The 16,310-nt window shown below is 34.9% G+C and carries 11 protein-coding genes; 3 read left to right on the top strand and 8 right to left on the bottom strand.

The window, feature by feature from the left end:
• Positions 1-268: 268 nt before the first annotated feature.
• From J7574_RS05780 to J7574_RS05755, 6 genes are all read right to left on the bottom strand, one after another.
• On the bottom strand, positions 269-997 hold the full coding sequence (locus J7574_RS05780) for a TIGR00730 family Rossman fold protein (RefSeq protein WP_290965551.1): 729 nt from the start codon (positions 995-997) through the stop codon (positions 269-271).
• An 840-nt stretch (positions 998-1,837) separates the two neighbouring features.
• The gene (gene uvrA, locus J7574_RS05775) at positions 1,838-4,669 is read right to left on the bottom strand and encodes an excinuclease ABC subunit UvrA (protein WP_290965549.1); all 2,832 of its coding nucleotides are present in this window, start codon (positions 4,667-4,669) and stop codon (positions 1,838-1,840) included.
• Between the two features lie 102 nt (positions 4,670-4,771).
• Positions 4,772-5,725: a Fic family protein gene (locus tag J7574_RS05770; RefSeq protein WP_367272542.1), complete on the bottom strand. Its 954-nt coding sequence runs from the start codon at positions 5,723-5,725 to the stop codon at positions 4,772-4,774.
• 64 nt (positions 5,726-5,789) lie between these two features.
• Positions 5,790-7,574: a chloride channel protein gene (locus J7574_RS05765; RefSeq protein ID WP_290965545.1), complete on the bottom strand. Its 1,785-nt coding sequence runs from the start codon at positions 7,572-7,574 to the stop codon at positions 5,790-5,792.
• A 74-nt stretch (positions 7,575-7,648) separates the two neighbouring features.
• Positions 7,649-9,337, bottom strand: coding sequence for a gamma-glutamyltransferase (ggt, locus tag J7574_RS05760; RefSeq protein ID WP_290965543.1), 1,689 nt, complete (start codon positions 9,335-9,337; stop codon positions 7,649-7,651).
• A gap of 21 nt (positions 9,338-9,358) precedes the next feature.
• Complete coding sequence (locus J7574_RS05755) at positions 9,359-9,943, bottom strand: ACP phosphodiesterase (protein ID WP_290965541.1); 585 nt, start codon at positions 9,941-9,943, stop codon at positions 9,359-9,361.
• 627 nt (positions 9,944-10,570) lie between these two features.
• Here J7574_RS05755 and glmM point away from each other — a divergent pair.
• A complete protein-coding gene (glmM, locus tag J7574_RS05750; protein ID WP_290965539.1) occupies positions 10,571-11,959 on the top strand; it encodes a phosphoglucosamine mutase in 1,389 nt (462 codons plus the stop codon).
• Positions 11,960-12,203: 244 nt separating this feature from the next.
• Here glmM and J7574_RS05745 read toward each other — a convergent pair whose 3' ends face one another.
• Together J7574_RS05745 and J7574_RS05740 are read right to left on the bottom strand one after the other, a co-directional pair.
• On the bottom strand, positions 12,204-13,688 hold the full coding sequence (locus tag J7574_RS05745; protein ID WP_290965537.1) for a glycosyl hydrolase: 1,485 nt from the start codon (positions 13,686-13,688) through the stop codon (positions 12,204-12,206).
• 208 nt (positions 13,689-13,896) lie between these two features.
• Positions 13,897-14,769, bottom strand: a complete 873-nt coding sequence (locus tag J7574_RS05740) for a lysophospholipid acyltransferase family protein (RefSeq protein WP_290965535.1) — start codon at positions 14,767-14,769, stop codon at positions 13,897-13,899.
• A gap of 113 nt (positions 14,770-14,882) precedes the next feature.
• Here J7574_RS05740 and J7574_RS05735 point away from each other — a divergent pair, with 113 nt between their 5' ends.
• Entirely contained in the window at positions 14,883-15,521 is a 639-nt protein-coding gene (locus tag J7574_RS05735) for a rhomboid family intramembrane serine protease (RefSeq protein WP_290965534.1), read from the top strand.
• 51 nt (positions 15,522-15,572) lie between these two features.
• A complete protein-coding gene (locus J7574_RS05730) occupies positions 15,573-16,265 on the top strand; it encodes an SIMPL domain-containing protein (RefSeq protein WP_290965532.1) in 693 nt (230 codons plus the stop codon).
• Positions 16,266-16,310 lie beyond the last annotated feature (45 nt).

The raw sequence follows: 16,310 nt of genomic DNA, 5'->3' as shown, positions 1-16,310 counted from the left end.
TGGAGAGATGTTGTGCAGTTAGTTTTATCGAAAATGATAAAGCTAAAAAGAGGCAAATAATTTTATAAAGTGCTTTCAAATAGTGGCTTAAAAATTATTAGATATACTTAAGTTACGAACATATCAGAGTTTCGGATTTCTGTAAAAATAATATAAAAAAAGCTGTTTAAAAAAACAGCTTTCAATTTTTGCGTATTTGCAGTATAATTTAACCATATCAGTGACATAAGTGCTTAAAAACATTTAAGAACTATGAATGGTTTGAAAATTAGAAATTCGGACTTAAATCGTACTTTTTGTAGAATTTATCTAATGCTTCTACAACTTCATCTTCGGTATCTACGATTTTAAACAAATTCAAATCTTCTGGGCTTACTGTATGCATTTTTTCAACCAAAACAGTTTTAACCCATTCGATCAGTCCTGACCAGAATTCAACACCAACCAAAATAATTGGGAATTTTCCAATTTTCTTAGTTTGTATTAAAGTGATTGCTTCAAACATTTCGTCTAAAGTTCCAAATCCTCCAGGCATAACCACAAATCCTTGCGAATATTTTACGAACATTACTTTTCTCACAAAGAAATAATCGAAGTTTAAGTTTTTATCATGGTCAATATAAGGGTTGAAATGTTGCTCAAACGGAAGCTCAATATTCAAGCCTACAGAAGTTCCACCACCTAAATGCGCACCTTTATTTCCAGCTTCCATAATTCCGGGACCACCTCCTGTAATCACACCGTAACCTGCTTTACTGATTTTATAAGCGATTTTTTCAGCTAGTTTATAATACTTATCATCTGGTTTTGTTCTTGCAGATCCAAAAATAGAAACGCACGGACCAATACGTCCCATTGCTTCGTAACCGTTTACAAACTCAGACATAATTTTAAAAATTGCCCAGCTGTCATTGGTTTTAATTTCATTCCACGTTTTTTGTTTCAAACGATCCTGAATTACTTTATCTTCATCATTATCAAAATCTTCTAATCTCATTTTAGGTATTTTAATTTATTATTTTATTTATGTATTTAGCGGATTTGAAGGAGCTAATTCCTGCTGTCCACTGTATCTTTTGCGGTGAACCCCACCACAAAAGGATGCCGTTCCCATCAGGGCTAGGGCAGTTGGTTTCAAAATAAACAATTGGTTTAATTGAAAAGATCTTTCTTTAAAACATTGAATTTTTCAAAAAAAGCGGACACTAAATTAACGCTTTTTTCTAGAATTGTTACAAAAAACACGAATTATAATCTAAAAGTAATCTTGTGATAATAATCAAATTCAGTTTTTTGATTCATTATCAATGCATTAAAAGCAAAAAGATAATTGAATAATTTGAATGCGAAAAATAATGTTCCGTTCCTATGGAACTCAATATTGTGTTCGTAATAATTTTCAACGTAAATCTTCAACGGATTGAAATCCGTTGCTACAAAATGTTCGTTTCTATGAAACTAATATAGATCTCTCCGTAAATCTTCAACGGATTAAAATCCGTTGCTACAAAATGTTCGTTTCTATGAAACTAATATAGATCTCTCCATAAATCTTCAACGGATTAAAATCCGTTGCTACAATATATTCGTTTCTACGAAACTTTTACTGAACAATGCTAATTAAGATTTTAAAAAGAGCCATCGGCTCAATTCATTTTGTAGCGACGGATTTTAATCCGTCGGAAAGATAAAACGAAAAGAAAAAAAGAACCGTAGGTTCGACAGATATTAATAGAGTAGATTAAAGAGATTTAACCTTTGTCAAAGTTTTAAACTTTGAAAAAAGATCCCTATACATAGTAAACCCGACAGGTTTTAAAAACCTGTCGGGTTTTGTTTACTCCAATTCTTTTTTCAAAAATTTAGCCGTATAGCTTTTCTTGTTCTTTGCCACTTCTTCAGGAGTTCCTTTGGCGACCAATTGTCCGCCGCCTTTTCCTCCTTCTGGGCCAATATCGATAATATAATCTGCAAGTTTTATCACGTCCATATTATGTTCGATCACAAGAATCGTATTTCCTTTGTCAACCAGTTTATTGATTACTTCCATCAAAACACGAATGTCTTCAAAATGTAATCCTGTTGTGGGTTCGTCTAATATGTAAAATGTATTTCCAGTATCTTTTTTAGACAATTCACCTGCCAGTTTAATACGCTGCGCTTCACCGCCAGAAAGCGTTGTGCTTTGCTGACCAAGCGTGATATAACCCAAACCAACATCTTGAATCGTTTTGATTTTTCTGTGAATTTTTGGAATATTTTCAAAGAAAGGAACTGCTTCATCAACTGTCATATCCAAGACATCTGAAATAGATTTTCCTTTGTATCTAATTTCTAAAGTCTCTCTGTTGAAACGTTTTCCTTGGCACGTTTCGCATTCTACATAAACGTCTGGTAAAAAGTTCATTTCGATTGTTCTTACACCAGAACCTTCGCAGGTTTCGCAACGTCCGCCTTTTACATTAAAACTGAAACGACCCGCTTTATAACCGCGAATCATACTCTCAGAAGTCATGGTAAATAGATTTCTGATTTCGGTGAAAACCTCTGTATAAGTTGCCGGATTCGAACGTGGCGTTCTACCAATCGGACTTTGGTCAATATCAATTACTTTGTCGATATGCTCCAAACCTTCAATCTTTTTGTAAGGTTGCGGTTTTTTTACGCCATTGAAATAATACGCATTCAGAATCGGGTACAAAGTTTCATTAATTAAAGTCGATTTTCCGCTTCCTGAAACTCCTGTAACGCATGTCATCTGACCTAACGGAATTTCGATCGAAACATTTTTAAGGTTGTTTCCTGTTGCTCCAGTTAGTTTTAAGAATTTGCCATTTCCTTTTCTTCTTTCTTTCGGAATGTCAAATTTCATTTTGCCATTCAAATATTGAGCGGTAATTGTATTAGAAGCTAAGGTTTCTTTTGGAGTTCCTGTACTGATGATTTGTCCGCCGTATTTTCCAGCTTTTGGCCCAATATCAATAACATAATCGGCAGTTTCGATCATGTCTTTATCATGTTCTACCACAATTACAGAGTTTCCAATATCACGCAGTTGCTCCAGAGACTGAATCAGTTTTTCATTATCTCTTTGGTGCAAACCAATACTTGGCTCATCCAAAATATATAAAACGCCAACCAATTGCGAACCAATTTGTGTTGCCAGACGAATACGCTGCGCCTCACCACCCGAAAGCGATTTTGAACTTCGGCTTAAAGCCAAATAATTTAAACCAACATTCATCAAGAAGTTCAAACGGTCTTTAATTTCCTTCACCACTTCAGAAGCAATTAAAAGCTGTTTGTCGGTCAAATGATTTTCTAAATCTAAGAACCATGCTGTCAAATCGGAAATATCCATATCACACAATTCGGTGATGTTTTTTCCATTAACTTTAAAAAATAAAGCTTCTTTTTTAAGACGAGAACCGTCGCAGACAGGACAATTAATTTCGTCCATAAAATCTTTTGCCCAACGTTTTATGCTAGTTGTAGCACTTTCATCGTATTGATTTTTGATAAAATTTGAAATTCCTTCAAAATCAATTTTGTATTCTCTCGTTACGCCAAGATCTTTGGAGCTAATAGAAAATTTATCTTTTCCGCCATACAAAATCATAGTCATGGCTTCTTCAGGAATTTTCTCAATCGGATCGGTTATTTTAAAACCAAATTTTTCTCCAATGGTTTCCAACTGTTTAAAAATCCATGACGATTTATATTCGCCAAGAGGCGCAAAACCTCCTGCTTTTATAGATAATTTTGGATTTGGAATAATCTTTTTAACGTTGATTTCGTGAACAGTTCCTAAGCCGTTGCAATGCGGACAAGCCCCTTTTGGAGAGTTAAAAGAAAATAAATTTGGTTCCGGATTTTGATACGATATTCCTGTTGAAGGACACATTAAATTTCTGCTGAAATAGCGTACTTCATTAGAATCCTGATCTAAAATCATTAAAACATCTTCGCCATGATGCATGGCTGTATTGATGCTTTCAGATAATCGTTTCTGAGTATCAGGATTGTCTTCAATCACCATTCTATCTACAACAATCTCAATATCGTGCGTTTTATAACGATCCAGTTTCATTCCTGCAACCAAATCTTGAACTTCGCCATTTACACGAACTTTCAAAAATCCTTGTTTGGTAATTTGTTGGAACAATTCGGCATAATGCCCTTTTCTGGCTTTAATAACGGGAGCTAGAATATTGATGCGTTTTCCGTTGTAATCCTGAATAATCAAATCTTTAATTTGTTCATCAGAATAGGAAACCATTTTTTCACCTGTGTTATAGCTATAGGCATCTGCACCACGTGCGTATAAAAGCCTCAGGAAATCGTAAATCTCGGTAATGGTTCCAACTGTAGAGCGCGGACTTTTACTTGTTGTTTTTTGTTCAATCGCGATTACAGGAGAAAGTCCGTCGATTTTGTCAACATCAGGACGTTCCAATCCGCCAAGAAATTGCCTCGCGTATGCCGAAAAAGTTTCCACATAACGGCGCTGGCCTTCGGCATAAATAGTGTCAAATGCCAAAGAAGATTTTCCCGAACCTGATAAACCAGTAATAACAACCAGTTTTTCACGCGGAATGGATATATCAATGTTTTTTAGATTGTGAACTCTTGCACCAAGAACTTCTATAGTATTATCTTTATCTAACATAATTTTGAGCAAAAACGCAAAGTTACCACTTTGATTTGTTCTTTTAGTGCTCGATAGCAAAAGTTTATGTTACAAATAGTAACAAAAAACGCTAATAATCAATTAGCGTTTTCTTTTTCGGGTTGCCATATAGTTTTCAATAGCTTCTTTTGTCGTATACCAATTTCTTCCTTCTTTGTAGGCGTCAATTTTGCCTGTTCTGGCCAATAAACTGACGTACTCTTGACCATAAGGAGTATCGGGTTCGCTAACAATATTTTGGATCGATTGGTAATCATAACTGCTTCCTGGCATTGCTCCTAAATAAATATTAAGCGTTCGTTCTAAAGCCTGGCACATCAAAAGCGTTAATTTTTGATAATTGCCATTGTTGGCCTGATTAAGCGCTTCGTAATATTTTTTGCGATCATTTTTTAAAATAATAGCAGGCGGAAAACCACAACGCATTAAGAGCAAATTCATGCTTAAACGAACTGTACGCCCGTTTCTATCAAAAAAAGGATGAATCCAAACTAATTTATGATGGTAAATAGTGGCTAGTTCAATATCATTTAATTCTAACGGATTTGTATTGATAAAATCAATCAGTTCATCCAGATAATTCGAGACTTTATTGGCGTTTGGTGGCATAAAATTGGCTCCTGAAATTCTAACGCCTCCGTTGCGAATTCTGCCAGAAAAATCTTCTTCGATAGAACGCATCACCAAACCATGAAGAGATAGAATATCTATGCTTCTTAGCTTGTAATTTTCATCAACAATAGAGTAGAGATAATCGATCGCTTTATCGTGATTATGTGTTTCAAAATGTTCACGTAACGATTTTCCTTTTATGGTAATTCCTTCTTGAATGACCATTTGGGTTTCTCTCAAGGTAAGTGTATTTCCTTCGATGCTATTAGAATTATAGGTCCATTCTAGCGCTAGACTTTCTCGTATTTTGTTCAAAGCAATATTAGGCAAAGGTCTGCTATTTTGCAGTTCTTGCCTTTTTTGATACAATCTCTCAAAGGTTGATTCAAATTCTGGCCTGTATGTTAAATCGATATTCCACATAATGCAGACAAAGATACTTCTTAATATCGGATAAATAAAATTTTTAACTTATCCGATATTAAGCCTATTCAATTGTCATAGAACGAAGTTTGGTTCTATAAGCTTCAAGTGCTATTGATTTGGAAATAAAGCCGTAATATTTTCCGTCTCTTAAAACTGGAAGAAAGGCAGATTTTGAGGTTTCAAATTTTCTCATTACAATTTCCATGCTGTCTAGAGTAGAAATTGTGGCCAATGGCGCTTTCATAACATCTTTAATGCTGGTATATTTTACGCGATAGGCATTGAAGATAATTTCGCGAATATCATTAAAATGCACAACGCCAATTAAATCTTTGTCGTGATTGACAACTGCGAAAACCACTTGATTGGAGTGCGAAATAAGATCGACCAATTTGCTTAGATTTTCATCTGGATGAACCGTTAAATAATCGCATTGTATGATCGTGTCAATTTCTAAAGTCGATAGAATATTAGTGTCTTTATTGCTCGTAAAAGCATGTCCCTTTTTGGCTAAGCCTTTTACGTCAAGTGAATATTTTTCATAACGTTTAGAAATGGCAAAACTGATGGAAGAGACAATCATAAGCGGAATCATTAGTCCGTAACCTCCTGTGATTTCTGCAATTAGGAAAATTGCGGTTAGCGGAGCATGAAACAAACCGCTCAGGATTCCGGCCATTCCAACCATAGTAAAATTACTGATTGGAAGTTTTGTTAAACCGGTAAGTGTTATAAGTTTAGAAAAGAAATAGCCTAAATAAGATCCTAAAAATAGAGAAGGAGCAAAGTTTCCTCCGTTTCCACCACTTCCGATGGTTAATCCCGAAGCAAAAACTTTTACCATTGCTGTAGCACCAACAAACAAAAGTAAAACCCATTGATTGTTTCTGAAATCGGCAAACAAAGTGTTGTCTAACAGTTTTCCTGGATCTGTTTCAGATAGTGTTTTAATGCTTTCGTAACCTTCACCAAATAAGGTTGGAAAAATAAAGATTAATAAGGCCAATAACGACGAACCGATTAAAGCTTTTTTGTATGGATTGATTTGCTGTTTGGCAAAATAATGCTCGACTCTCTGGAAATTTCTCGAGTAATAAATGGCAACCAAGCCAGTTAAAACTCCCAAAATAATATAGAAAGGGATATTGTGATAATCGAATGTTTCTTGTTTTTTGAAACTCAATAAAATGCTTTCGTCTAAGACAATAGCAGAAACCAAAGCACCTGTTGCCGCAGAAATCATAATAGGTGTAAAGGCAGAAATACTCACATCTACCAATAAAACTTCAATAGCAAAAAGTACTCCTGCAATGGGTGCATTAAACGCAGCAGCAATTCCGGCCGCCACTCCACAGCCAATTAATAAAGTTCTGTCTTTATATTGTAACTTATAATTTTGGGCAAAATTAGATCCGAACGCAGCTCCTGTAATCACAATCGGACTCTCTAGACCTGCTGAACCTCCTAAACCAACCGTTAACGAACTGGTTACAATCTGCGCATACATTTGTTTTTTCGGAATGATACTTGCTTTTTTGGCAACCGCATAAAGTATTTGCGAAGTTCCTTTCTGAATTGTTCCGTTAAGTACTTTTTTTACCACAAAAACGGTCAATAGAATACCAATAATAGGCAAAATACTGTTGATGAAACTCAATTTCAGGATTCCGTTAATGTAGGTTGCAAAAGAGAAAACACTGTGAGCGAATGTTTTAAGCACAATTACCGCAAACGCACACGATATACCTGTTAAAACGCTAGATAAAAAAAGGAATTGTTTTGGAGTCATTAATGATTGAGCCAAAGCAATTATACTTTCAAGTCGTCTGAAATATTTTTTTATCATTCTGTTCTAAAATTATCTGACTTACAAAATTAGAGTATAATCTTAATTTAAAAAAATATAAAATCAAGAAAGAATTAAAAACCAGAAGCGGCATCGTCTCCTCTAAAATCTGCCCCTCCTTCTAATTTATTATCTGGCAAAACCAAAATAGCATCTACTTTTCCGATAATCGGAGTTGGTTTTTCGTTAATGATGTAATGCTTCGTTTTTAGAGCATCGATAGTTTTGGTTTCAAAAGCATTGGGCTCGAAGGTAATTAAATCTGGAAGCCACTGATGATGAAAACGAGGAGCATTTACAGCTTCCTGCATACTTAATTTGTATTCGTAAACATTCAAAATAGTTTGTAAAACCGAAGTAATAATTGTTGAACCTCCTGGAGTTCCAACTACCATAAAAAGTTTCCCATCTTTTTCTACAATGGTTGGCGTCATCGAACTTAGCATGCGTTTTTGCGGTGCAATGCTGTTGGCTTCATTCCCTACCAATCCAAACATATTTGGAGAGCCAGGTTTAGCGCTAAAATCATCCATTTCATTATTCAAAAAGAAACCTAATTCGTCGCAATAGTATTTAGAACCGTAACCGTCATTTAAAGTTGTAGTAGCCGCAATTGCATTTCCAAATTGATCTACAATAGAGTAATGCGTCGTTTCTGTGCTTTCGGCATAATTTACTTTTCCTTCTTTTATTTCGGTAGATAAAGTTGCTTTTTCCGGATTAAAACTAGCCATTCTTTCACGCAGATAGTTTTCATCCAATAATTCTTTCATCGGAATTTTGACAAAATCGGGATCACCCAAAAAGTAGCTCCTGTCTGCATATGCTCTTCGTTCTGCTTCAACAATAACCTGAATGGCATCTGGCGAATTATGTCCCATTTTGGCTAAATCATAAGGTTCAAGCATTTTTAAGATTTGAGCCAGACAAATTCCGCCGCTGCTTGGCGGAGCCATTGACGTTATTTTTAAATCTTTGTGTTTAAACTGAAGTGGTTTTCTCCATTTGGCTTCGTATTTTGCCAAATCGGCCATAGTGATAATGCCGCCTTTTTGTTTAAGATAATTGACAAGGATTTTTGCTGTTTCACCTTTATAAAATTCGTTTCTTCCATTTTTCTGAATTCTTTTTAAAGTCTTAGCAAGTGCAGGATATTTAATCGTGTCGTTTTCTTTGAAATTGCCCGATAAAAGCGAATTCTCTCCATTTATTTTTACAATGCTTTCATGATAGTCTTTTAAGCTTTTCTCTTGCTTTTTGGTCACTACAACACCTCTTTCAGCCAAAGCAATTACAGGTTCAAGAATTTTAGAAATTGGCATTGTCCCGTATTTTTTATGTACGGCAAAAACGCCTGCAATAGTTCCAGGAACGCCAATAGCAAGTGCTGTCTGAGTACTTTTGCCTTTTATTACATTTCCTTCACTGTCTAAAAACATGTCTTTTGTGGCTGCCAATGGCGCTTTTTCGCGATAATCCAAAGAACCGACTTCGCCATTTGCTTTTCGGTAAACCATAAATCCGCCGCCGCCAATATTTCCTGCAAACGGAAAAGCAACTGCAAGAGCCAATTCAGTCCCGACCATAGCGTCAAAAGCGTTGCCTCCTTTTTTCATAATATCAGCGCCAATTTTAGAAGCTTCTTCACGGGCTGAAACGACCATTGCTTTTGTAACGACCAATCCCGTCGGATTTGGAGCAGATTGTTGTGCATTACTATTGCTTAGGTATAAAAGTGCTATTAAAAGTGTAATTTTTTTCATTGGTAATAAAATTAAATTGGGCTAGAGCGTAAGCAGTTTTTCTTTGGCTTGTGCTCTCATTTCTTCAAAGAAAAGGGTGAATTCTTCTTCAAATTCATCATAAAATTCAGTTAGCTCTTCAACAGCAAATTGCATTTGGGAAATATTTTTAGACCTTCTGTCCATTTGGGTCAAAATATTCTGAATTCCTTCTGTAGTGCGATAACTCACAAGCCAGTTTCTCTCGATCATGTACGGCATTAAACCTTGTGTTTTTTCGGTTAAAATCTCGTAATTATCATGTAGCGAATGGTAAAAGCGGTTTACGAAAACCTCCAATTTTTCATCTGAATATTGTGTCCAGTTTTTGGCTAGAAAATGATCGTAAACAATATCTACAATAACGCCAGCATAATGATGGTATCGATCATGAAGGCGTTTGGTACTTTTTCTAAAAATATCGTGAGAATCGGTATAAGTGTCTATGAATCGATGCAGTAAAATTCCTTTTTGGACATCCTCAGGAAAATGCTCAAACTGCTTTCCGCGAATTCCGTCTGCCATAAAATTCCCGATTTTAATTAAATCATTGTCTCCAGAAAGATATATATGGGCTAAGAAATTCATTTTTTGTAATTTTCTAAGAATTTAGATTTCTAAAATTCTAAGTTATTTTAGTAAATGTATAAAAACTTTTTCAAATCATTTTGTTATAAAAATAACGAGATGCAAGTAGTTTCCTATGAGGCAAATATAAAATCTCAGAATCTTAGTAACTTAGAAGCTTAGCAACTTTTTTATATAAAGTTGCTAAGCTTCTAAGATGCTAAAATACTAAGTATTTTGTAGAAGTGAAATTTCCTGGTGTTTATGCGATTTGTTTAATGTTCTTAAATAAAACTTTGGTAGCCATAGCAACTTAGTATATCATTATATCACTATTTTTTTGTAACCACTTTTTCACAAATATGGAAGAACTTAGAACCTTAGCCACTTAGTATCTCAGCAACTTTTTTATTTAAAGTTGCCAAGGCTCTAAGTTACTAAGTTTTTTGTATGAATGCTATTTGTAGGACTTGCACGATTTAGTTATTACTTTATATAGGTACTTTAGTGATATATGCTTAATATTGGTTCATTTTAGTATTTTTTTTTGTGGCTTTTTCGCAATGATTGGAGAAACTTAGAACCTTAGCAACTTAGTATCTCAGCAACTTTTTTATATTTGTAAAAAAATAACCCTAACTCACAAAAATGACTCTAATAAAATCTATTTCTGGAATCCGCGGTACAATCGGAGGAAAAGTGGGAGATAATCTAACTCCTGTTGATGCAGTGAAATTTGCGTCGGCGTACGGAACTTTCTTGAAAAATAATATTGCTAAAGATAAATTGACTGTTGTAATTGGCCGTGATGCGAGAATTTCTGGACCAATGATTCATAATTTAGTAGTGAATACTTTAATTGGTTTAGGAATAGACGTTATCGATCTTGGACTTTCTACAACGCCAACTGTTGAAGTGGCTGTTCCTTTAGAAAAAGCGGATGGCGGAATTATCTTAACGGCTTCTCACAATCCGAAACAATGGAATGCGTTGAAATTATTAAATGCAAAAGGTGAATTCTTAAGCGGTGCTGACGGTGCAAAAATCCTTGAAATTGCAGAAGCAGAAGCTTTCGACTTTTCTGATGTAGACAGTTTAGGTGAAGTGATTTCGAATGACGCTTACATGGATATTCATATCGATGAAGTTTTAAACTTGCCATTGGTTGATATCGAAGCGGTGAAAGAGGCTAAATTTAAAGTGGTTGTTGATGGTGTAAATTCATCGGGAGGAATTATTATTCCGAAGCTTTTAAAATTAATGGGAGTTGAAGTGGTAGAATTGTACTGCGAACCAAACGGACATTTTCCTCATAATCCAGAACCTTTAAAAGAGCATTTAACGGATATTTCTGAGCTTGTTGTAAAAGAAAAAGCTGATTTTGGTATCGTGGTTGATCCAGATGTTGACCGTTTGGCTTTCATTAGCGAAGACGGAGAAATGTTTGGTGAAGAATATACATTGGTCGCTTGTGCAGATTATGTTTTGAGCAAAACTCCAGGAAATACAGTTTCTAATATGTCATCGTCTCGTGCTTTAAGAGATGTTACTAAAGCACATGGCGGAAACTACGAAGCAAGTGCAGTAGGAGAGGTGAACGTAGTTGAATTAATGAAGAAAAACAATGCAATTATTGGTGGTGAAGGAAACGGTGGAATTATCTATCCAGAATTGCACTACGGAAGAGACAGTTTGGTAGGAGTTGCTTTATTCTTAACGCATTTGGCAAACAAAAAAATGTCAGTTTCTGCTTTGAGAGCTTCTTACCCAGAATATTATATGAGCAAAAATAAAATTGAATTGACACCACAAATTGATGTTGATGCTATTTTAACTCAAATGACAGAGAAATATAAAAACGAAGATATCTCTACTATTGACGGTGTAAAAATTGATTTTGCTACAGAATGGGTTCATTTAAGAAAATCGAACACAGAACCAATTATTCGTATTTATACTGAAGCGCCTTCTCAAGATGCAGCAGATAAATTGGCATTAAGAATTATTGATGAAATTAAAGTAATTGCTGGAATCTAATATTTCAGTTTTGAAATAACAAAGCCTCTTTTGAAATTTCAAAAGAGGCTTTTGTATAAAAAAAACATTCCGTTAGGAATGTCTCGTAGGTAGAAAAAAAGGGTGGTGTTTTGCATTTGTGTCCTGTAGGGACACCTGATTTACAAAAGGCATTCATTTCCGATTAATCAGCCGTACTCCGGAACTTATAACCTAATTTAAATCTGCTACCCGACGAAATATTCCTGCGGAGTATAAAAAATGTTTAGTTTTTAATGATTTTAATTGACTTCTTGATATTTCCGTATGAAGCATTTACGATATAAACTCCTTTTGAAAGTTTGTCTCCAATTTTAATATCTTCATTCGTAAAATAATCGGCATAAGAGAAACAAACATTTCCCTTCATATCAATTATTTTGATTGTTAAAGGTTCAGTTGCGCTCGATTTAATGTGCAAAGTTGCTTGCGTTTTTACAGGATTAGGATAAATCGTAAAATTTTCTTTTTCCAATTCATTGTCTTTTACACCAAGATTAGCAACGGCAACATCAATAAAATTAAAATTGAAATCATTCGATTTGAATTTGATTTTTAAGTAAACTTCGCCTTTTGGCAAATAAACGTCATTTACAACTTTATTGGTAAAAGTCTGCCAATCTCCTGTTGGAGGAAAAGTTTCGTCTGCTTTTACAACGACATCGTTTACCAGAATGTCAAATTTGCCAGCAAGAACAGGAGAAGCGACTCTAAAAGCCAAATTGTATGTGCCTGCATTGGCAACATTCAGCATAAATTCGTTCCAATCTCCATCATTAATAAAACAAACATTTTGTCCCGTATTTGAGTCTGTAGTGGCTTGCAAACCTGTTCCTTTTCTTCGATAATGTTTGTTGGCAGTTACACGACCCGGAACGTTCATTTTTTTTGTTGTATAAGGAACATTAATATATTCGGTTCCAATTGGCCGCAGAACACCACTTGTAGAACTCAATAACTGTCCTTCTAACATATCGGTCCAGCTTGGATTTACTCTTCCAGAAAACCAAGAATAGCGAAAGATATCAGGATCATTTTCATAACTGGTTAAAATTTGTTTCATGAAGGCTGTTTTTTCATCGGCAGTCTGAATCACTCTATTGGCAAATTCCGTAATCCAAAGCGGACGGTTGAATTGCTTTAAATTTCCAGTAACTCCTATCACAGATGGTGCAGTCGCATCATAAGTATGAAAAGCAATAAAATCGACTTTGCATTTTGGACACAACTGGAAGAACTGATTGTGCCAAACCACAGGATCTGTAATTCCGCCGTAATTGTTTGGACCGTTGTATGCGGGCGATGCACTTACGATCTCTAGATTTTTGGCCGCAGCAATCTTTTCGAGATTTGGCCATGCAGCAACGGCTTCTTGAGGCGTTAATCTAGCACCGTCAGTAAAGTTGGGTTCGTTAAAAGCCAACAGATATTTTGCTCCAGGTTTAATTTTATTTATAAAGTCCTGCACGTTTGCATCGTTGATTTTTCCCCATGCCATTGGGACAAATTCAACTCCAAGCGATTCATAATTTGCTCTTAAATCAGTGTCTGGTTCTGGCGACCAGTTGTACCACCAAGTGATTCCCGGTTTTAAGGCAGCCATATCGGCTTGAGAATGGTATCCGTATGCAATTCCTCTTTTCGGACTCTGTGCAGAAACTGAAAAGAAGAGTGATGACAATAAAAATGTAAAAAAAAGTTTTTGGATCATGGTTAATGATTTTTTTGTTTTTTTAGATGATTAGAGGAGAGTCAAATTTAAATTGTTTCCCTTTTTTATCCATTCAAAAAAATCATTACAAAAACACATCAAATTTAATGTAGAGTGCGTACTGAGGTTTTTTTAATTCGTTCCAAAACAAAAAGCCCGAAAAAACAAATGTTGCTTTTCGGACTTTTTACGAATTATTTTCAAAATATTATTCAATACGGTGTTTCCATCTTTTATGCGTCCACAAATAAAATTCTGGAGCTTCTAGAATCTGCTTTTCTACTTCTTTCAGATACATTTCGGTGATTTTAAAGTTTTCAAAATCTTTTGGATTATCAGCAAGCGAAACAAAAGTAGCTTCGTAATAGCCTCTTTTTAATTTTCTTACTTGTACAAATATCACAGCCAAATCATATTTTTTTGCTAATGTTTCTGCGCCAGTATGTACAGGAACTTCAACTCCCATAAATTTCATCGAATGAAAAATCCTTTCCATTTTTGGCGATTGGTCACTTGCCAAACCATACATACTTAAAACTCCTTCTCGCTGGTTCTTTGCCATTGTTGGAATTGCTTTTCTGGTTTCGATCATTTCGGTATTGTATTTCGAACGGATTTTTCGAACCAATTTGTCAAAATAAGGATTGGCCAATCTTTTATAAACAGCAACACCTTGAAATCCAAGTTTAGGATTAATGGTTAAGAGCCATTCGTAACTTGCATAATGTGAAGCCACAAGAATAACGCTTTTTCCTTTTTTAGCATAATCAAGTACAAGGTCAATATTGGTTACATGAAATCTTCTTTCCATTTCTTCTGGTGACATGCTCATGGTTTTTACCATTTCCAAAAACATATCACACATGTGTTTATAGAATTTCTTTTCGATCACTTTTCTTTCAGCATCGCTTAAATGAGGCAATGTAAGCGCAAGATTCTCGCGAACTACTTTTTTACGATATCCGATTACTCTGTATACCAAGAAACACACGAAATCGGAAAACAGGTAAAATATAGGAAAAGGAAGTATAGAGATAAGCCAAAGCAATGGATAGGCTAAAATATAAACAAGAAACTGCATCTAAATTTTTTTTGACAAAGATAAATTAAAAATGATTAGCGATCGATGTTTTGCTTTCTTGCTAACTTATCTTTAAGAATGATTATATTTACAATTCAAAATAATTAATACTTATGAATATTATTTTAATAGCGATTATCGTTGCGAACGTTGTTATTAGTTACAAAGGATTTAACGATCTTTATTTTTTTAGAAAATACGAATTTCATGTAGGAAGCATCCGTTCTGGAGAGCAAATCAGAATGCTGTCTTCGGGATTTTTGCATGTAGACATAATGCATTTAATTTTTAATATGCTGACTTTGTATTTTTTTGCTCCAGTTGTTTTAAACTGGTTGGGCAATTTTTCTTTTGTCTTGGTCTATTTTGGAAGTTTAATTTTCGGAAGCCTTTTGACCATGTTATTTCATAAAAACGATTACAGTTATCGAGCTGTCGGAGCTTCTGGCGCTGTAACAGGTGTTTTATATTCGGCAATATTGCTTCAGCCTGACATGATGCTCGGAATATTTTTTGTCATTCCGATGCCGGCTTATATTTTCGGAATTTTATATTTATTGTACTCAATTTACGGAATGAAAGCCAAAAATGACAATATTGGCCACACAGCACACTTTGGCGGTGCTATAGGAGGATATTTGATTACTTTGATCAAAATGCCATCCCTGCTTACAGACCACACATTGATGGTAGTCCTTCTTGCTATTCCGATTTTGATCCTTTTTGGAATGGCAAAATTGGGAAAATTGTAATGATGGCATAACTTTTGGAATGTCTTTTTTAAATATTAAAATTTAACAAAAATGAAAAAACTAGTATTATTTTTAACAATCATGTTTATGACTATGTCTTACGGCCAAGAAATCAAACAAGTACCTCTAATTAATGTTAATGGAGAAGGAAAAGTAAAAGTAGCACCTGATCAGGTTTGTATTTCAGCTTCGGTTGAAACAAAAGGGAATAATGCTAAGGACGTTAAAAAGCAAAACGACGAAAAGATGGACGCTGTTTTAAAATTCATCAAAAAAATGAATATTCCAACAGCAGATTTCAAAACAAAACAAGTAGCCCTTAATCCACAGTACGATTATGAGAAAAAGAAAACTTCTTATAACGCTACGCAAACTGTAGAAATCGTGGTGAAAGATTTAACTAAATATGATGAATTAATGGAAGGTTTGGTTCAGCAAGGAATTAACCGAATTGACAGAGTTTCTTTCGAATCATCAAAATTAGCGCAATACCAATCTGAAGCTAGAAAATTAGCAATGAAAGATGCAAAAGTAAAAGCTGAAGAATACGTGTCTGTTTTAGGACAAAAAGTAGGTAAAGCTTTTACAATCTCTGATAATTCTCAAGTTTATCACCCACAGCCAATGTATGCTGCAATGAGAATGAAAGAAGCGGATGCAATGGGCGGAGCTTCAAACGAAACTTTAGCAATTGGCGAAATCGAAATTACAGCAAATGTTAGCGTTAGCTTTGTGTTAGACTAAATGTTTGTGAAATTCCAAATATTTTAAATTCCAAATTCCAAGTTT

It is taken from the genome of Flavobacterium sp. (assembly GCF_017744675.1).
GTDB lineage: Bacteria > Bacteroidota > Bacteroidia > Flavobacteriales > Flavobacteriaceae > Flavobacterium.
This window is presented reverse-complemented; position numbering and strand designations above follow the sequence as displayed.